General features: G+C 69.3%; 15 protein-coding genes. 11 read left to right on the top strand and 4 right to left on the bottom strand.

The features are described from left to right. Positions 1-86: 86 nt before the first annotated feature. The 4 genes from ACQP2T_RS03950 to ACQP2T_RS03935 are packed head-to-tail and all read left to right on the top strand — an operon-like array spanning position 87 to position 4,763. Entirely contained in the window at positions 87-1,568 is a 1,482-nt protein-coding gene (locus ACQP2T_RS03950; protein ID WP_433514836.1) for an ABC transporter substrate-binding protein, read from the top strand. A gap of 5 nt (positions 1,569-1,573) precedes the next feature. Further along, on the top strand, positions 1,574-2,482 hold the full coding sequence (locus ACQP2T_RS03945) for a carbohydrate ABC transporter permease (protein ID WP_433514835.1): 909 nt from the start codon (positions 1,574-1,576) through the stop codon (positions 2,480-2,482). Continuing rightward, complete coding sequence (locus ACQP2T_RS03940) at positions 2,479-3,321, top strand: carbohydrate ABC transporter permease (protein WP_433514834.1); 843 nt, start codon at positions 2,479-2,481, stop codon at positions 3,319-3,321. Before ACQP2T_RS03945 ends, ACQP2T_RS03940 begins: the two co-directional genes overlap by 4 nt. Before the next feature lie 11 nt (positions 3,322-3,332). Next, the gene (locus ACQP2T_RS03935) at positions 3,333-4,763 is read left to right on the top strand and encodes a sulfatase family protein (RefSeq protein WP_433514833.1); all 1,431 of its coding nucleotides are present in this window, start codon (positions 3,333-3,335) and stop codon (positions 4,761-4,763) included. A gap of 56 nt (positions 4,764-4,819) precedes the next feature. On the opposite strand, the gene ACQP2T_RS03930 is transcribed toward ACQP2T_RS03935, so the two are convergent. Next, positions 4,820-5,968 carry a hypothetical protein gene (locus ACQP2T_RS03930; protein ID WP_433514832.1) on the bottom strand — a complete coding sequence of 383 codons (1,149 nt, stop codon included), beginning with the start codon at positions 5,966-5,968 and terminating at the stop codon, positions 4,820-4,822. 126 nt (positions 5,969-6,094) lie between these two features. After that, complete coding sequence (locus tag ACQP2T_RS03925; protein ID WP_433514831.1) at positions 6,095-7,090, bottom strand: LacI family DNA-binding transcriptional regulator; 996 nt, start codon at positions 7,088-7,090, stop codon at positions 6,095-6,097. Between the two features lie 315 nt (positions 7,091-7,405). Between ACQP2T_RS03925 and ACQP2T_RS03920 the strand changes: the two genes are divergently transcribed. Genes ACQP2T_RS03920 through ACQP2T_RS03900 form a run of 5 tightly spaced genes read left to right on the top strand, consistent with a single transcriptional unit; the run spans position 7,406 to position 14,284 of the window. Continuing rightward, positions 7,406-8,926 carry an ABC transporter substrate-binding protein gene (locus tag ACQP2T_RS03920; RefSeq protein ID WP_433514830.1) on the top strand — a complete coding sequence of 507 codons (1,521 nt, stop codon included), beginning with the start codon at positions 7,406-7,408 and terminating at the stop codon, positions 8,924-8,926. A 22-nt stretch (positions 8,927-8,948) separates the two neighbouring features. Next, on the top strand, positions 8,949-9,884 hold the full coding sequence (locus tag ACQP2T_RS03915) for a carbohydrate ABC transporter permease (protein ID WP_433514829.1): 936 nt from the start codon (positions 8,949-8,951) through the stop codon (positions 9,882-9,884). Then, entirely contained in the window at positions 9,881-10,750 is an 870-nt protein-coding gene (locus ACQP2T_RS03910; protein ID WP_433514828.1) for a carbohydrate ABC transporter permease, read from the top strand. Before ACQP2T_RS03915 ends, ACQP2T_RS03910 begins: the two co-directional genes overlap by 4 nt. Positions 10,751-10,799: 49 nt before the next feature. Beyond that, on the top strand, positions 10,800-12,446 hold the full coding sequence (locus ACQP2T_RS03905) for an alpha-L-arabinofuranosidase C-terminal domain-containing protein (RefSeq protein ID WP_433514827.1): 1,647 nt from the start codon (positions 10,800-10,802) through the stop codon (positions 12,444-12,446). After that, positions 12,443-14,284, top strand: a complete 1,842-nt coding sequence (locus ACQP2T_RS03900) for a glycoside hydrolase family 2 protein (protein ID WP_433514826.1) — start codon at positions 12,443-12,445, stop codon at positions 14,282-14,284. The genes ACQP2T_RS03905 and ACQP2T_RS03900 overlap by 4 nt, the downstream gene beginning before the upstream one ends. 37 nt (positions 14,285-14,321) lie before the next feature. On the opposite strand, the gene ACQP2T_RS03895 is transcribed toward ACQP2T_RS03900, so the two are convergent. Together ACQP2T_RS03895 and ACQP2T_RS03890 are read right to left on the bottom strand one after the other, a co-directional pair. Continuing rightward, positions 14,322-14,642, bottom strand: coding sequence for a hypothetical protein (locus ACQP2T_RS03895; protein WP_433514825.1), 321 nt, complete (start codon positions 14,640-14,642; stop codon positions 14,322-14,324). A gap of 40 nt (positions 14,643-14,682) precedes the next feature. Continuing rightward, entirely contained in the window at positions 14,683-15,228 is a 546-nt protein-coding gene (locus tag ACQP2T_RS03890; RefSeq protein ID WP_433514824.1) for a hypothetical protein, read from the bottom strand. A 241-nt stretch (positions 15,229-15,469) separates the two neighbouring features. Between ACQP2T_RS03890 and ACQP2T_RS03885 the strand changes: the two genes are divergently transcribed. Then, positions 15,470-16,081, top strand: coding sequence for a PadR family transcriptional regulator (locus ACQP2T_RS03885; RefSeq protein ID WP_433514823.1), 612 nt, complete (start codon positions 15,470-15,472; stop codon positions 16,079-16,081). Beyond that, positions 16,078-17,841 (top strand): sulfatase, encoded by a 1,764-nt coding sequence (locus ACQP2T_RS03880; protein ID WP_433514822.1) that lies wholly within the window; start codon positions 16,078-16,080, stop codon positions 17,839-17,841. The genes ACQP2T_RS03885 and ACQP2T_RS03880 overlap by 4 nt, the downstream gene beginning before the upstream one ends. Positions 17,842-17,844: the final 3 nt, after the last annotated feature.

Below are 17,844 nucleotides of genomic sequence, written 5' to 3'. Positions count from 1 at the left end.
CTCCTCACGATATCAGGGGGTTGACGGAGTCGCGTGGCGTAGCTCAGCATAGGCGAACGTTCGCCTTCGGGAAGGAGAGGACCTCCATGACGACGTTCGGCCGTCGGCGATTCCTCGGGTTGTCCGGCGTCGCCCTCGCGAGCGCCCTCGCCGGGTGCTCCCGTACCTCGGAGAAAGAGGCCGTCACGGCGGCCGGCGGCGGTGTGATCCGCTGGTGGGATCACTTCCAGCCGCTGAAGCCCCTGTACGAGCGCATCTTCGCCGAGTACGGCAAGACCAACCCAGGCGTTCGGGTGGAGCACCAGGTGTTCAACCCGAACGAGATGGGCCAGGCGCTGCAACTGGCGTTCAAGAGCGACCAGATCGCCGATGTGCACTCGATCGCCGGCCTTGGCTCGTCCGAGGCGGCGCTGGTCGCGGGCGGCTGGTTCGCGCCGCTGGCCGGACAGGACGCGTTACGCGCGAAGCTGCCCGCCGACAGCCTGCTGGAGGGGCTGCACGTCTTCGACGGCAAGCTCTACACCTTCCCCGTCTTCAGCTTCCGGCAGTACGCCACGCTCACCTGGTTCAACCGCGAGCTGGTCGAGAAGGCCGGTGGTGACCCGGACAACGGCCCGGTGACCTGGGACGCGTTCCGCTCTCTCGCCGCGCGGATCACCAAGGACGGCGGCGGGCGGGCGTACGGCTGGATCCAGGGCCTGCAGTTCACCGAGCGGCTGCAGACCCACGTGGTCGAGCTGGCGATGTCCGCCGGCGCCCCGCTCGCCATGGCTCAGGGGGCGAACGGGATGGGGCTGGTGGACCCACGGACCGGCGAATACGTCTACGCGGGCGACCCGTTCGTCCAGGCGCTGGAGTTCCTGCTGTCCCTGGTCCGCGACAAGGTCGTCTTTCCCGCGTCGACCTCGCTCGACGCCAGGACCGCGCGGGCCAGATGGGCGACCGGGGTGGCGGGCATGTTCTTCGACGGGTCGTGGAACATCGGCGTGGTCAACGGGCAGTTCAAGGGGTTCGTCGACAAGGTCGGGGTCGGTCCCGTTCCGTCACCGGACGGCAAGCCGGTCCTCTACGGCCCTCCCGCCTCGGGACAGTTGTTCGTGTCCAGCAAGTCCAAGCAGGTGGAGACGGCCTCGGACCTGCTGGCCCGGTTCACCGGTCCTGAGTTCGCCAAGGGGCTCGCCACGTTCATGGACCAGGTTCCCCTCGACCTGGAGGCCGTGGCGACGGCAGACGTGCACCCGACGTACAAGCGCGCGGTCGAGCTGTTCGGCAAGACCGTACGGCTCGCGCCCAGCCCCATCGCCCGCAACCCCGCCGTCGCGCAGGTGATGGGCGAGATGAAGGAGCCGAGGCCCACGCTCGGCGAGATCGCGCAGGGCGTCCTCAGCGGTCAGATCACCGACATTCGGAAGGCCCTTCGCGAATACACCGGAAAGCTCGCCGCCGAGCGGGAACGCGCCACGCGGGTCGTGTCCGGGAAGGGGGTGAAGGTGAGCCTGGACGACTGGAAGTTCGCGAACTGGCGGCCGGGCGAGGACTACCCGGCGCGGATGTACCAGCGGTCATGAGCGGCGTGACGCGAGCTCGCAGGATCTGGTCGGAGCGGTGGGCATACCTCTTCTTGCTGCCCACCCTGCTGTTGTTCGGCGCGTACACGGTCTGGCCGATCATCTCCAGCCTGTACTACTCGATGCTCGACTGGAACGGCCTGGGCTCCGAGCGGCCGTTCATCGGCCTGGCCAACTACCGTGAGGCGTTCGGCGACCCGCTCTTCTGGAAGTCACTCGGGATCACGCTGACGGTCATCGCGGTGACCGTGCCCCTGCGGGTCGGGCTGAGCCTGCTGGTCGCGCTCATCCTGAACAACCCGAGGCTGCCGCTCGCCAAGCTCTTCAGGACCGCGCTGTTCGTCCCCGTGGTGACGACGACGGCGATCATCGGCGTGGTCATGGGGTTCATCTTCGACCCGGCCGGTGGCCCGGTGAACCAGTTTCTGCTCGACCTGGGGATCGTCGACCAGCCGATCGACTTCCTCGGAGACCCCGGGACTTCCCTGTGGACCGTGATGGGCGTCCACATGTGGAAGTGGTTCGGCATCACCCTCGTCTACTGGCTGGCCGCACTGCAGACGATCCCGGTCACGGTGTACGAGGCCGCCAAGACGGACGGCGCGGGCGTCTGGGCGTCGCTGCGCCACGTGACGCTTCCGCTGCTCAAGCCCTTCCTGATCATCATCGCCCTCCTCACGGCCATCGAGACCATGCAGATCTTCGACCTGGTCCTGACGATGACCAACGGGGGGCCGTTCTTCTCCACCCTCGCCACGGAGGTCTACATCTACCAGCAGGCCTTCGCCAACTCCACGCCTCGGCTCGGGTACGGCGCGGCGCTCGGCGTGCTGTTCGGGCTGCTCACGCTCGCCTTCGCCGCGATCCAGGCCGTCGGCATCCGCTACGCCAACCGCGTCAGGAGCAGCTCATGAGCGCCGTCGCCAGACGCCGTCGTCTCGGGATCTGGGCACAGGTGATCGTGCTCGCCGTCGTCTGCCTGGTGTGGGTCTACCCGTTGCTGTGGATCGTCTCGGCCTCACTGAAGGACTCGCTGGCGATCTTCTCCGGGGGGCTCGATCTGATCCCCGAATCGTGGCACTTGGAGAACTACGTACGCGCCTGGCGGGACGCCGACTTCGGAACGTACACCGTGAACAGCGTGGTCGTCACCCTGGGCACGGTGGCACTGGTCGTCCTGCGCTGCGCCCTGGCCGGCTATGTCATCGCCCGCCGGAACTTCATCGGCAAACGCGCGGTGGTCGTCGTGCTGGTCGCGACGCTGTTCGCGCCGCACGGGCTCACCATCATCCCGGTGGTCGAGCTTAGTGACCTCATGGGACTGCTGAACTCGCGTACCGGCATCATCCTCGCCCTCGCGGGCAGCGGCCACGTCGCCGCCGTCCTGCTCTACGCCGGGTACTTCCGCCGGGTCCCGCGTGAGCTCGAAGAGGCGGCGGTCATGGACGGAGCGGGCTTCCTGCGTACGTTCTTCCAGGTCATGCTGCCGCTCGCGGGGCCGGTGACCGCGACGGTAGGCGTGATGACCTTCCTGGCCGCCTGGAACAACTTCTTCCTGCCGCTGGTGTTCACCTTCAGCCGCCCGGATCTGCGCACGCTCTCGGTGGGCATGCTCGCCTTCCGTGGCACCAACTCCACCGACTGGTCCGGTCTCGCCGCCGCGGGCACCATCTCCCTGATCCCCCTGCTCCTCGTCTTCCTCGCGCTCCAGCGCTACTTCGTCGAAGGCGTCGCCGGGGCCGTGAAGTCCTGAGATTGAGAGAAATGAACCGACCGAACATCCTGCTCATCTGCACCGACCAGCAACGCTTCGACGCCATGGGCGCCTACGGCAACGACGAGATCGACACGCCCAACCTCGACCGGCTGGCCGACCAGGGCGTCCTGTTCGAGAACTGCTACGTCCAGGCGCCGGTCTGCGCCCCCTCCCGCGCCAGCCTCATGTCCGGCCGCTACGTCCACGCGCACGGCGCCTGGGCGAACGGCGTCGGGCTGCCCGCGCACGAGCGCCTGTTCTCGCGCACCCTGGCCGATCACGGCTACGACTGCGGCCTGGTCGGGAAGTTCCACGTCGGCGGGGCGTGCTTCGGTGGCCGTCTTGAGCCGCGCCTGGACGACGGCTTCCGTGTGTTCCGGTGGGCGCACGACCCCTACGTCGGATCATCGGAGAACGCCTACCACCGGTGGTTGCGAGCCGTACGTCCTGACCTGTACCAGGCCGGTGCGGAGTCCGACTTCGACTCTCTTCCGACGGAGTTCCACTACAGCCGGTGGATCGGCAACGAGACCATCGACTACCTGCGGCGCTCGCGCGACGCGGACAAACCCTTCTTCTTCGTGGCCAACTTCTTCGACCCGCATCACGGGTTCGGCGCGCCGAAAGAGTACGTCGACCGCTACCGCGGCAAGGCCCTGCGGCGTCCGGTCACCCGGGAACACGAACTCGCCGGCAAGCCGCCCGTACTGACCGAGGCCTCACACCGGTCCTACGCCGGCCACGCGCGCGGCTACACGGAGTACACCGAAGCCGAGCTCCAAGATGTCCGCGTCAACTACTACGCGATGGTGAGCCTCGTCGACGACGAGGTCGGCCGGATTCTCGCCGCTCTCGACGAGGCGGGCCTGGCCGAGGACACCCTGGTCGTCTTCACCAGCGACCACGGCGAGATGCTCGGCGATCATCAGCTCATGCTGAAGGGCCCGATGATGTACGAGTGCGCCGTGCGCGTGCCGCTCGTCATGCGCTGGCCAGCTGGGCTGCCCGCCGGTGAGCGGCGGGCCGAGCTGGTCCAGTGGATCGATCTGGGGACGACGTTCCTCGCGGCCACGGGCACGCCGCCGCTGCCTCGCGGGCAAGGGCAGAACCTCCTGCCGCTGGCTCGGGGGGAGAGGGAAGCGCCGGTCAGAGATTGGGCGCTGTGCGAGTACCGCGACAGCGGTCACCCGTACGAGGAGCCGGTGCACACCACGATGCTCAGGCACGAGCGCTGGAAGGTCGTCGTCTACCACGGCGCGCCGTCCACGACGCGAGCGCGCTCCGGCGAGCTGTACGACCTGGAGACCGACCCGATGGAGCTGGAGAACCTGTGGGCCGACCCGGCCCACGCCGCCACCCGGCTCGAACTGCAGGAACTGCTGCTCGACGTCCTGGTCGCCACCGAAGATCGCAGCCAGCCACGAGAAGGGCACTGGTGACGGCGATCCTGAGCCGCGCCGGCCGTCGCTGGTTCGCGACGGCCGGTGCGGCCTGGTCAGGGCTGCTGCAGCTTGCGGAAGCTCTCGAGCCAGTAGCCGCGTCCGGAAAGCTCGCCGCGGGGCCGCACGATCTTGGAGGCGTACACGCTGTTGAGCAGCCACGGGGTCTTGTCGGGGCCGAAGTTCGTGACCATCGGGTCGTCCTGCTTGAAGCCGTAGGTGGCGACCGCCAGCCGCCCGGTGCCCTTGTACAGCTTCATCTGGTCGCGCAGGAAGTTCTTCTGGCTGGTGAACCACGGGCTGCTGTTCAGGAAGTCGTCCCACTTCTGCTCGGTGAACGGCTTGTCGATGGCGGCCTTGATGACCTGCCAGACCAGGGTGTCAGCGGGGAAGCCGTACTTCTGGGCGAACGTGGCCGGGATCGGGTCCTTCAGGTGCTGCTGCCAGTACCAGACGATGGAGAACTCGGTGACCAGGAACGTCTGGTCCGGACGCATCTTCGGCAGGATGTAGTCCAGGAACGGCTTCGCGGCCGCCTGCGAGGGGACGTGCGGGTGGATGTCCACGCCCGCGATCTCCGGCGTCTCGCGCACGAAGGTCATCCAGCGCTCGGCCGCCGGCGTGCGGCGGTCGGGCAGGTCGAGGCGGTTCAGCGCGCCCATGTAGAGCGAGGTGCCGCACTTCGCGCCGCACTTCTCGCGCCGATAGTCGATCACGTGCCGGGCGACGGTCTCGTAGAAGGTGTTGAGCCGCTGGTCACGCTCGGCGGGCAGGCTCTCGATGAAGGGCTCGTTGCCGATCGCGAGGATGTCCACCTTGCCCATCACCGTGGGCAGGACCTTGTCCAGCCGGGCCAGCTCCGCGGCCATCTTGGCGCTGCCCGGCGCGGGGAAGGACGCCGAGTTGTAGGGGAACTTCAGGCTGAGCACGGTGTCGTAGCCGCGCGCGGCCGCCTTGTTGATGGTGCTGATCGAGATGTGCTTGGCGGGGTCGCCCTGGTCGGTTTGGGGCATCGGGAAGAACCCGCGGACCCACTGCGCGTTGGCCTCGCGCAGTTCCCGGAAGTCGAGGGTGTCGAGGTTCTCGTTGAAGTTGGCTCCCAGAGCGCCGTACGCGCGGGCGCGCGGCTTGTCGTTGGCCACGGATTGGACTCCTTCCGCGACGGCGGCCTGGGTGATGGTCGAGAGGGCGAGAACCGCTGTCATGGCGATAGTCGACAGTCGGCGCAGCATGGGACCTGCTTTCTCGGAGGGGGCCGATGCGTGGATCGGCTGACCGCATTCATGTTTGCGCTAACCCATTTGGCCTGTCAACGGACGGCGAAATCGAGGTCAGCGGCGCGGCGGCGCCGTGGAGGCCCGCACCACCAGCTCCGGCAGCACGAACCGGCTGGCCGAGGCGGCCGCCTCGGCCCCCTGCGGGGCCTCGATCTGCGCGATCAGCTGTTCGAGGCAGCGGCGGCCGACAGCGGCGAGGTCTTGGCGCACGGTCGTCAGCGGCGGGCTGAGGAACGGCGTGAAGTCGAGGTCGTCGAAGCCGACGACGCTCAGATCGTCCGGCACCCTGCGGCCCAGCTCGTCCGCCGCCCGCAGCACGCCCACGGCCATCTGGTCGTTGGCGGCGAAGACGGCGGTCACGGCGTCGTCGGCCAGCAGGCGGCGGGCGGCGTCGTAGCCCGACTGCGGGGACCAGTCTCCGACGACGGGCGGCGGGACGACGCGGCCCGCCCGCTTCAGCAGCCGCTGCCACGCGGCCCGGCGCCGCTGCGCCGGGATCGAGCCGGCAGGACCGGCCACGTGGTGGACGGTGGCGTGGCCGAGCCCGAGCAGGTGATCCACGGCGGCGCGGGTGCCCGCGGCCTCGTCCATGCCGAACGTGGGGTGCCGGTGCGCCGCCCTGCTGTCGGCGATCACCACCGGCACCTCGTCGGGAAGCCGCAGATGCGGGGTGTCGAGCACCCGGGCCTCGATCACGATCACGCCGTCCACCGCGCGGTCGGTGAGGCCGCGGACGGCGGCGCGGATGTCCTTCTCGGTCGGGCCGTCGACCATCGCGACACTCACCGAGTAGCCGCGGGCCTGGGCGCCGCTCACCACGGCCTCGACGATGCGGACGTTGAGCACGGCGCTGAGGTTGAACATGACGACGCCGATCGTGCCGAACCGGCCGGTCGCCAGCGCCCGCGCGGCGATGTTGGTGCGGTAGCCGAGCTGTCTCATGGCCGTCTCGACCTTGAGCCGCGTGGCGGCGGTCACCCGGTCGTTGCCGTTCGCGACCCGTGACACGGTCTGGCCTGAGACACCGGCGAGCTTGGCGACGTCCGCCATCGAAGGGCCACCGGACGATCCCGTTCCTGGTAGTCGAGCCACGCGGGGCGCTCTCCCTTCCTCGTAGCAGCGGCGTACAGCGTACATCGACGCCCTCTGTCACCGCCCACGGGACCGTCATGCGTGTTTCCGCAAACACGTGGCAGAGGAGGCCATGGCCTCTGAACTGGTCTTTTAAGAAGCTAACCATCATGACCTTGACGTTGATAGAGGTCAGCCATAGGTTTGCGCAAACATGGATCCGCTTCGCGGGGAGTCCTGAACCTTCAGGGCTGGGCGGGATCGTGACCAAGCCGACGACCAAGAGGAGTCGCCATGGGGTCGCATCGCCGAATCCCCGGAATCCCGTCCGGCATGGCAGGCGTCAGCCGCCGCCAGTTCCTCGGTGGCGCGAGCGCCGCCGTCCTGGCCGCGGCGCTGACCGCGTGCACCGGCGGCGGGCAGATGAGCCGCCGGAGCCAGGCCGCGGGTGACGCGCTGCAGTGGTGGGACCAGTTCAGGCCGCTGACCAAGATGCTGGAGAGCGACCTCTTCACCCCCTACGAGCAGGGGCACAAGGGCGTCACGATCGAACGGCGCCAGATGGACGCCCCCAACCTGGGCCAGGCGCTGCAGGTGGCCCGGCGCAGCAACCAGATGCCGGACGTGCACTCGCTGGCGGGGCTGGGATCCGTCTCCCCCGCCGCCCTGGTCAGCGAGGGCTGGTTCCAGCCGGTCGGCAAGCTGGCCGACTTCGCCGGCAGCCCGATCGCCGGCCAGCTCTACGACGGCATCCACCGCTTCAACGGTGAGATCTACTCCTTCGCCCCGTTCTCCGGCCGCAATCACGAGGCGGTGCCGTGGTTCAACACGGCGTTGCTCAAAGAGGCCAAGGTGGACCCCAAGGACGAGCCGGCCACCTGGGACGACCTGCGCGCCATCGCCCGCCGCGTGACCAAGGGGAACGCCTCGGGCGCGTACGGGATGGTGATCCCGCTCAAGGACCCCGCGTACCTGGCGACGCTGGTGCACCGGCTCGCCATGACGGCGGGCTCCCCCGGGACCGGCATCAGCGCCGTCGACTGGGCGACGGGCGAGTACGTCCACGACTCCCAGCCGTACATCGACGCCATCGAGTTCCTCGTCTCCCTGCAGAAGGACAAGGTCGTCCACCCGGCGTCCGCCTCGATGGGCCCCCGCGACGCCCGCGCCCGCTGGGCCGCCGGACAGGCGGCCATCTACCCGTGGGGCGCGTGGTTCGTCGGCGGCCTGCGCGTGGACGAGCCCGAGGCGGTCGAGCGCGGGGTCGGCGTGTGGCACATCCCGTGCCCCGAGACCACCAGGAACTTCGTCTACAGCCCTCCGTCGCCCGGCACGTTCTGGGTGTCGAGCCAGTCGAAGAAGGCCAAGGCCGCGGCCGAGGTGCTGTTGCAGATGACCACCAAGGAGTTCCAGCTCAAGCTGGCCGCCGCCATGGACCAACCGCCCGCGCTGGCCGAGGTGGTGAAGGAGGCGGAGGTGCACCCCGCCTACCGGCAGTGCGTGGCCAACTTCCAGGAGGACGTGCGCATCGGACCAGTGCCCGAGGTCGGCACGCCGGGCGTGTGGCAGGTGCTGGCCGAGATGCGCGACATCCATCCGGACCTCGGCGACATCGTCCAGTCGGTGCTGACCGGCTCCAGCTCTGACGTGGGCGGCCAGCTCCGGCGCTACAAGGACCAGCTCAGCGCCGAGCGCGAGCGCGCCATCAAGGCGGTCAAGGAGAAGAAGGGGGTCCAGGTCGGTCTCGACGCCTGGGTCTTCGCCAACTGGGACCGCAAGAAGGACTACGAGCAGCAGGACTACGCCGGCCGCTGAGGGGCGGCCGGACAGGAGCACCATGACGACAACCCACTCCGCGCGCCCCCGGCCCGGACGGCTGAGGCGCCTGCGCAAGGACTGGTGGATCTACCTCTTCCTGCTGCCGACCCTCGTCGGGTACGGCGCGTACACCATCTATCCCCTGCTGGCGTCGTGGTGGTTCGGCTTCCTCGACTGGCCGGGCTTCGCCGACGCCGGGACGTTCATCGGCGTCGAGAACTTCACGCGGCTGATCGAGGACGACCTGTTCTGGAACGCGTTCTGGAACTCGATCGTGTTCCTCCTGATCGCCGTGCCGCTGCGGGTCGGGCTGGCGCTCGCGCTGGCGATCGTGCTCAACCGGAAGAAGACGCCGTTCAAGGGTTTCTTCCGCACGCTGTTCTTCCTGCCGGTCGTCACCACCGGCGCGATCGTCGGCATCGTGTTCACGCTGCTGCTGGACGCCAGTGGTCCGGTGAGCGTGTCGCTGGTCTGGGCGGGCCTGATCGACTCACCGGCGAACTTCGCCGCCGACGCCGGCACCTCGCTCTACGCCGGGATCGCCGTCTGGGTGTGGAAGTGGCTGGGCATCACGCTCATCTACTGGCTGGCCGCGTTGCAGACGATCCCGCCGGGCGTCCACGAGGCCGCGATGATCGACGGCGCGGGCCCCTGGGCGGAGTTCCGGCGCGTCACGCTGCCGCTGCTGGTGCCGTTCCTGGTGATCATCACGTTGATCGACACCGTGGCGGCGCTCAACGTCTTCGACCTGATGCAGACCCTCACCGGCGGGGGCCCGTCCTTCTCTTCCGAGGTGATCGAGATCTTCATCTTCCGCACGGCCTTCCAGGCCACCGTCCCCCAGCTCGGGTACGCCTCGGCCGCGGCGGTGCTGTTCGGGCTGCTCACCATGGTCCTCGCCATAGCTCAGGCGCTGGGCATGCGCTGGGCCAGGAACCGGATGGGCTCGGCATGACGGCACTCGCGAGCACCCGGCGGGTCCCGGGGCGCGGCCGCCGTCCGAGCGCCGGGCAGGTGGTGACCGCCGTCCTGCTGCTCGTGCTCGGCGCGCTGTGGATCTACCCGTTCATCTGGCTGGTCTCGGCGTCGCTCAAGACCTCGCCCGAGATCTTCGGCTCGGGGCTCGGCCTGCTGCCCGAGGAACCGGTCTGGGAGAACTACGCCCGCGCCTGGACCGAGGTCGGCTTCGCCAAGTACTTCGTCAACACCCTCGTCATCACCATCGGAACGGTGGTGCTGGTCGTCGTGCGCAGCGCCCTGGCGGGCTATGTGCTGGGCCGCTACGACTTCGCCGGCAAGAAGGTCGTCATCGGCCTGTTCCTGGTCACCTTCTTCCTGCCCGAGGGCTACACGATCATCCCGATCACCCAGCTCACCGACCAGCTCGGGCTGCTCAACACCCACGCCGGCGTGATACTCGGCCTGGGCGCGGGCGGGCAGATCGCCTCGACCCTCCTGTACGCCGGGTTCTTCAGGAAGCTGCCGAACGAGCTGGAGGAGTGCGCCCGCCTGGACGGCGCGGGCCAGTTCACCGTCTTCTTCCGCGTGATGCTTCCGCTGGCCTGGCCGATCACCGCCACGGTGGTCATCCTCACGTACCTGTTCGCCTGGAACGTCTACCTGCTTCCGCTGGTGTTCACGCTCAGCGACCCCGACCTGCGAACGCTGGCCGTGGGCATGACGGTCTTCGTGGGTGAACGCGAAACGGACTGGTCGGGGATGGCCGCGGCCGCCGTGATCTCGCTGATCCCGGTGATCGCCGTGTTCGTCGTCCTCCAGCGGAAGTTCGTCGACAGCATCGCGGGAGCGGTGAAGCAGTGACCGGAATGGAGTTCTGAGCCATATGTCTGTCCACGGCAGTGAGGCACTCGTGACGATCGACACCCGCCGTCCGGCGGGCCGGATCGACGACGACGTCTACGGACATTTCCTGGAATCGGCGTTCTTCGGGAACATCGAAGGCGGCGTGTTCGACGAGGGCTCACCGCTGTCCGTCGCCGAGCCCGGCCTGCTCAACGGCGTCCGCGCCGACGTGCTCGACCTGGTACGCGAGCTGGGCCCGGGACCGATCCGCTGGCCGGGTGGCAACTTCACCTCGGCCTACCACTGGGAGGACGGCATCGGCCCGCGCGGGACGCGGCCGAGCCGGCTGGAGCTGGCCTGGGGTGGGCAGGAGTCCAACCGCTTCGGCACCGACGAGTTCCTGGCCTGGTGCGAGGCGGCGGGCGCGGAGCCGTACCTGGTGCATTCCTGCCGGAACGTGGACGAGGCGGTGCGCTGGGTCGAGTACACCAACTCCGCCCGCGCGACCACGCTCACCGGCCGGCGCGCCGAGAACGGGCGGGCCGAGCCGTGGAAGGTGCGGTACTGGGGCGTGGGCAACGAGGTCTACGGCCCGTGGCAGATGGGCCACCGCACGGCCGAGGAGTACGCCGCCGCCGCCCTTGAGCACGCCCGGTTCATGCGCCTGGTCGACCCCGAGATCCGCCTGGTCGGCGTCGGCATCCCCTGGCAGCAGGAGCAGTGGACGCGCCCGGTGCTGGCGCGCGCGGGCAAGCTGCTGGACTACCTGTCCCTGCACCTCTACGGCGCCAGCACCCACCTGTGGACCGGCGACGACGACTACGACGCCGTCGTGGCCCAGGCGCTGTACTTCGAGCGGGAGATCCACGCCTACTCCCAGCTCGTCACCGAGCTCGCCGCCGAGGTGGGCCTGGAGCGCCCGCCCGCGCTCGCGCTCGACGAGTGGACCATGCGCCACCTCGAACCCGAGGACTGGCCGCAGCCACTGCCCGGCGCCGACGGCGGCGTCGCCGAGCGCGAGCTGCCCGAGGCTGGAGGCGGCGTCGCCGGGCCCGAGGCGGGCGGCGGCCCAGGACGCCGGGTGCGGGTGAACCGGTGGAGCCCCCGCACGGTCGCCGACCTGGTCTTCTGCGCCGGAGTGTTCCACGCCGTCCATCGCTCCGCCGGCCTGCCCTCGCCCGTGTCCATGGCCAACCCGGTCAACCTGGTCAACGCCAACGGCCTGGTCGTCGCCCGCCCCGATGGCGCCCTGCGCTCGGCGATCTACCACCTTTGGCACCTCTACCGGCACCACACCGGCAGGACCGTGCTGCCGTCCGAGGTGGACGGCCCGGCCAGAACGGCGGCGGTCCGGCTCGGCGACAACTGGGGCCCTGACGGCCGGCTGCTCACCGCGCCCATGACCGTCCCGTACATCGACGTGTCGGCCACCCGCGCCGACGACGGCTCGGTGCGGGTGGCGGTCGTCAACCGCCACCGCGACGAGAGCATCCGGGTGCGGGTCGTCCTCGACGGCAGCTCCGGCGCCACCCCGGCCCGCGCGCGGGTGCGCACCGTCGGCGGTGACGTCCCCGGTCTCGGCGCGGTCAACACGCTCGGCGCGCAGGACACGATCGCCGTGCGGGATCTGGGCGAGGTCGAGGCGAGCGGCGGGGCGTGGGAGATCGCGCCGCACTCGGTGACCGTGCTGACCCTTCTGGAGGACCTTTCGTGACCCACTCCCGCCACGATCTCGACTACCCCCGCCCCCTCCTGGTCCGCCCGCACTGGCAGGACCTGTGCGGCGAGTGGGGGTACGCGGCCGACGACCGCGACCGCGGCCTGGCCGAGGGCTGGCACCGCGACGCCGGGGCCTTCACCCGCGCGATCATCGTGCCGTACCCGCCTGAGAGCGAGCTGTCCGGCGTTCACGAGCCCGAGCCCCACCCGATCGTGTGGTACCGCCGCACGCTGCGCCTGGAGCGCGAGCCGGGGCCGGGCGAGCGGCTCCTGCTGCACTTCGGCGCGGTGGACTACCGGGCGCGGGTGTGGTTCAACGGCGAGTACGCCGGTGAGCACGAGGGCGGCCACACACCCTTCAGCTTCGACGTCACCGAGGCCGTCGTTCCGGGCGCGGAGCAGGTCGTGGTGGTCCGCGCGCAGGACGAGTGCGACGACGCGACCCAGCCGCGCGGCAAGCAGGACTGGCGCGCGGAGCCGCACGACATCTGGTACCACCGCACCACCGGCATCTGGCAGCCGGTCTGGGCGGAGGTCGTGCCCGACCTGCACGTCCGCGGCCTGCACTGGACCCCCGACGTCCCCGGCGCGTCCGTCACCGTCGAGGTCGAGCTGTCCGGCAGGCCGGATCCCGCCGTGGACGTCCGCGTCGTCCTCAGCCTGGGCGAGGAGGTCCTTGCCGAGCAGACGTGCCGCACCGACCGGCGGGACGGCCGGTGGACGATCGCCATCCCGGCGGCCCGGCACCAGATGGAGCAGGGCCGCCTGCTGTGGACGCCGGAGCAGCCGACGCTCCTGGCCGCCAGGGTCGAGGTGATCGGGGGCGACGGCGCGCCGATCGACGCGGTCACCTCGTACGTCGGCCTGCGCAGCACCGGCGTCCGGGACGGCCGCTTCCTGCTCAACGGCCAGCCCCGCTTCCTGCGCCTGGTCCTGGCCCAGAACTACTGGCCCCGCTCGCACCTGGCCGCACCGGACGCCGCCGCGCTGCGCCGGGAGGTGGAGCTGGCCAAGGAACTGGGGTTCAACGGTGTCAGGATCCACCAGAAGGTCGAGGACCCGCGCTTCCTGGCCTGGTGCGACCGGCTCGGCATGCTGGTGTGGAGCGAGTTGCCCAGCGCGTACGAGTACGCGCCCCGCACGGTCGAGCGGCTGACCCGCGAATGGCTGGAGGTCGTGGCCCGCGACCGCGGCCACCCGTGCGTGGTGACGTGGGTACCGTTCAACGAGAGCTGGGGCGTCTGGCACGGGGCGGACGTACCCGAGCAACGGCACGCCACCGCCGCGCTCTACCACCTCACCAAGGCGCTCGACGGCACCCGGCCGGTGATCTCCAACGACGGATGGGAGCACACGGAGAGCGACATCTGGGGGCTGCACGACTACGCGCCTACCGGCGAGTCGATCCGCGAGCGCTATGACGGTCCCGAGGCGCTCGCGCGCATCCTCGGCGACCGCCCGCCCGCGCGGCGCGTCGCCCTGCTCGGCGACCCGGTCCGGCGCGGCCAGCCGGTGGTGCTGTCCGAGATCGGCGGGACCAGCCTCCGCCCGGCGCGGGACGAGGCCTGGCACGGGTACGGCACCGTCGGCTCCACCGAGGAGCTGACCGAGAGCTTCCGGCAGATCGTGGACGCGGTGCTGGACAACCCGGAGCTGGCCGGTCTGTGCTGGACCCAGCTGACGGACACCGAGCAGGAGCGGAACGGCCTGCTGACCGAGGACCGCGAGCCCAAGGTGCCCGCGGCGGCCATCCGCCGCATCCTCACCCGCCCGGCCCGATCGGTGCCCGCCGAGGCCATCGACGCCGCCCGCCGCGCGGCCAGGGATCGCTGACGGCGCGCCACCGGGAGGCGGCGGATGCCGGCGACCTTCAGTCCGCCGGACGTCGCAGCCTGGGATAGTACAGCACTTCTACGTACATGATTCGCTCCTCGACAACGTCAAGGATGAGATCACCTTTTGCCGGGATGAGAGGAACATTTCTATGCCCAGGGCCATATGCCCCCTTTGGGGGTTCGGCCGTATGAAAGCTCTGGCAGAAGTCGTCACCGCATCCGCACTCTTCGTACAACCGGATGTCCCAGGCGGAGATGGCGAGGTGCTCCTCCCCTTCTTCTCTCAGGCACGCGATCAGCTCCGCCACGAGGTCGGGAAACAACTCGCGTACGAGCGGACGCTCCTCTTTGCTCACGCCTTCGAGTCTCTCAGCCCTGCTGTGACGTGTCGTCAGGTCAGGGAGATTCGCACAGCCTGTTGAGCTCCGCGGCGTCTGTGTTGATGTCCGCGATCACCTGGTTGGGATCGCCGCCGGTCATGCCGGTCATGCGAAAGTTCAGTTCCTGGAATTCTTGGGCCAGCCGACTGATCTTCGCCCCCACCACTCCTTCCGCTTCGAGACGTGCGCCCATCAGGTCGCTGTACGTCTGCTGAGCCGCGGCCGCCTGGCTGCTGCGGACGGACCCGGCGTTCCGGCGGTATGCGGTCAGTGCCGCCGCCGCCTCGTCGCAGCCGCCGGGCCGGACCGCCGGCAGCAGGGCCTCTGGCGTGGGGCTCGGTGGTTCGGGCGTGCTGGTCTCGGGCGCTGGTTTCGGGGTCCGTCGCGCATGCCGGGTGGTGACCGGTTCGTGTGACGATGACCGCGGGGCCGGGGTGGGGACTTCCGTGTCGGGCTGGGCCTGGGGCTGAGGCTGGGGCTGGGGCTGAGGAGGCGGGGTCGGCGGCGCCAGGTACGCGGCCAGGGCGACGACGGCGGCGATCGCGGCCGCCAGAGCGCTCACTGCCGTCCAGTTCAGGCCCGAGCCTGCTCCTCCGCCCGCCGTCGGCGGCCGCGTTGATCTACTCCCCGTCATGTCCTCATCGTGGCCGAGCCGCCGAGCTCGGTCCAGAAGATCTCCTGCCCTGGCTTGATCAGGCGAAAGCTTCCGCGAGAAGACTCTCGACAGAGCATGACACTTATGTCATGGTATCACCATTCCACTTGTGGCACGGTTAACTCTGTTACGAGAACGGGCACATTTGATGAAGCTTGAGATCCTTCTCCTCGGGGCGCTGCTCAACCGTCCCAGCACGGGCTATGAGCTGAAGAAGTTCTTCGACACGCATGGCCGGTTCGCACGCTCGAACACGACCATGAGCCAGGCATACCGGACGTTGGCCTCGATGGAGGAGCGCGGCTGGGTCGAGCACACGATCGAGGAGCGCCCCGGGGCGAGCAACGCCAAGCGCTACCAGGTGACCGAAGAGGGTTACACCATCTTCATCGACTGGCTGACGCGCCCGTACAACCCGCCCACCCGCTTCGGAGATCCCGACCTGTACGCACGTCTCGGCTACGCCGGCTTCATGCCGGTCGAGCAGGTGATAGGCCTGCTCGACATCGAGATCAACACCCGGGTGGCGGAGGTGGCGCGTTACCGCCACCGTGACCGCACCCGGTTCGACGAGCCTCCGCCCGGCTACGACGTCGAGCTCGGCGCCCAGATGGACGAGTGGCTTCATCGGCGCGGGGCCGAGGCGATGGACCACCACATCGCCTCCCTCATCGAGCTGCGCCGGCGCCTGCTCGACGGGGAGCCGCTCAATCAGGACTCCCCGCCCACCATCGTGCGGACGGAGGAGACGTCGCGATGAGGGCGATCATCGTCATGTTCGACAGCCTGAACCGGCACATGCTCTCGCCTTATGCCGACACCTTCATCGACGCGCCCAACTTCGCGCGTCTGGCGGCCAAGGCGGTGACGTTCGACAACTTCTATGCCGGTTCGATGCCGTGCATGCCCGCGCGCCGCGAGATGCACACCGGACGGTACAACTTCCTGCACCGCAGCTGGGGCCCGCTGGAGCCGTTCGACGACTCCATGCCGGAGCTGCTCAAGCAGGCAGGGGTGCACACGCACCTGGCCTCCGACCACCCGCACTACTGGGAGGACGGCGGCGCGACCTACCACACGCGTTACAGCACCTGGGAGTTCTTCCGCGGCCAGGAAGGGGATCCGTGGAAGGGCGTGGTCGGTGACGCCCCGAAGGGCCCGTTCGAGGCGATGAGGCGGCAGGACGCGGTCAACCGCACCTACATGGCCACCGAGGCGGAGCACTCGCAGACCCGGACCGTCGACGCGGGCCTGCACTTCCTCGAGACCAACGTGGACGCCGACCGGTGGTTGTTGCAGATCGAGATGTTCGATCCGCATGAGCCGTTTTTCACCCACCAGCGCTACAAGGACCTCTACCCGCACGACTACGACGGCCCCGAGTTCGACTGGCCGCCGTACCAGAAGGTCCTCGAACCCGGCGACCAGGTCGAGCACGCCCGCAACGAGTACGCCGCCCTGGTCTCGATGTGCGACCGCTCGCTCGGCCGGGTCCTGGACTTCATGGACGAGCACGCCATGTGGGACGACACGCTGCTGCTGGTCAACACCGACCACGGCTTCCTGCTCGGCGAGCACGGCTGGTGGGCCAAGTCGGTGATGCCGTGGTTCAACGAGCTGGTGCATCTGCCGATGTTCCTGTGGGATCCGCGAACCGGCGGCCAGGATCAGCGCAGGGGCACACTCGCGCAGACCATCGACATCGCGCCGACCATGCTGCGTTACTTCGGCATCGAGCCGACCCCTGACATGCGAGGCACGGACCTCGCCGAGGTCGAGCCCGTTCGCGAGGGCGCGCTGTTCGGCATCCACGGCGGGCACGTCAACGTCACCGACGGCCGCTACGTCTACATGCGCGCCGCCAAGGAGCAGGCCAACGGCCCGCTCGAAGAGTTCACCCTCATGCCCACCCACATGCGCGCCCGCTTCTCGACGCAGGAGCTCCAGGGGTGGGAACCGGCCGAGCCCTTCACCTTCACCAAGGGCGTACGCACCATGCGGATACCGGCCTCGCCCTCGTGGATGAACCCCTGGCAGCACGGCACGCTCCTGTTCGACCTCCAGGAGGATCCGGCCCAGGAGACGCCGATCGTCGACGACGACGTGGAGCTGCGGATGATCGAGCTGCTGCGCCGCCTCATGCTCGACAATGACGCGCCGCCCAGCCAGTACGAGCGCCTGGGCATCCCACGTGACGGTGACATCGAGCCCAAGCACCTCCTGGTCCGCGAACAGCGCGAGCGCGCGACGGCCGTCGCCGCGCCGCTGCCCGCGATGGAGAACCTGCGCGCCCCGGCTTTACTCCGCGCCCCGCTTCTGGAGCTCCTGCGAATCACGGGGGCCAAGGACGTCCTCGCGCAGGAGGCGCCCGCGCTGGTGCAGTCGGAGCTGCTCTCCGCCCCCGCCTCCATGAGCCTTCTCGATCTCGCCCGTTACGGCTACATACCCGCCGCGGTACTGCGCCGCATCGACCAGAAATTCGCCCTTCTCTCAGCACCACCCGGCGTCTCAGCCCCCTGAGAC

Source organism: Nonomuraea sp. CA-143628 (genome assembly GCF_050942315.1).
Taxonomy (GTDB): Bacteria; Actinomycetota; Actinomycetes; order Streptosporangiales; family Streptosporangiaceae; genus Nonomuraea.
This window is presented reverse-complemented; position numbering and strand designations above follow the sequence as displayed.

What these genes read in the sequence shown, in the direction of transcription:
- ACQP2T_RS03950 (WP_433514836.1), top strand. Translation starts at nt 87, where the DNA reads ATGACGACGTTCGGCCGTCGGCGATTCCTCGGGTTGTCCGGCGTCGCC.
- ACQP2T_RS03940 (WP_433514834.1), top strand. Translation starts at nt 2,479, where the DNA reads ATGAGCGCCGTCGCCAGACGCCGTCGTCTCGGGATCTGGGCACAGGTG.
- ACQP2T_RS03935 (WP_433514833.1), top strand. Translation starts at nt 3,333, where the DNA reads ATGAACCGACCGAACATCCTGCTCATCTGCACCGACCAGCAACGCTTC.
- ACQP2T_RS03930 (WP_433514832.1), bottom strand. Translation starts at nt 5,968, where the DNA reads ATGACAGCGGTTCTCGCCCTCTCGACCATCACCCAGGCCGCCGTCGCG.
- ACQP2T_RS03925 (WP_433514831.1), bottom strand. Translation starts at nt 7,090, where the DNA reads ATGGCGGACGTCGCCAAGCTCGCCGGTGTCTCAGGCCAGACCGTGTCA.
- ACQP2T_RS03920 (WP_433514830.1), top strand. Translation starts at nt 7,406, where the DNA reads ATGGGGTCGCATCGCCGAATCCCCGGAATCCCGTCCGGCATGGCAGGC.
- ACQP2T_RS03915 (WP_433514829.1), top strand. Translation starts at nt 8,949, where the DNA reads ATGACGACAACCCACTCCGCGCGCCCCCGGCCCGGACGGCTGAGGCGC.
- ACQP2T_RS03910 (WP_433514828.1), top strand. Translation starts at nt 9,881, where the DNA reads ATGACGGCACTCGCGAGCACCCGGCGGGTCCCGGGGCGCGGCCGCCGT.
- ACQP2T_RS03885 (WP_433514823.1), top strand. Translation starts at nt 15,470, where the DNA reads ATGAAGCTTGAGATCCTTCTCCTCGGGGCGCTGCTCAACCGTCCCAGC.
- ACQP2T_RS03880 (WP_433514822.1), top strand. Translation starts at nt 16,078, where the DNA reads ATGAGGGCGATCATCGTCATGTTCGACAGCCTGAACCGGCACATGCTC.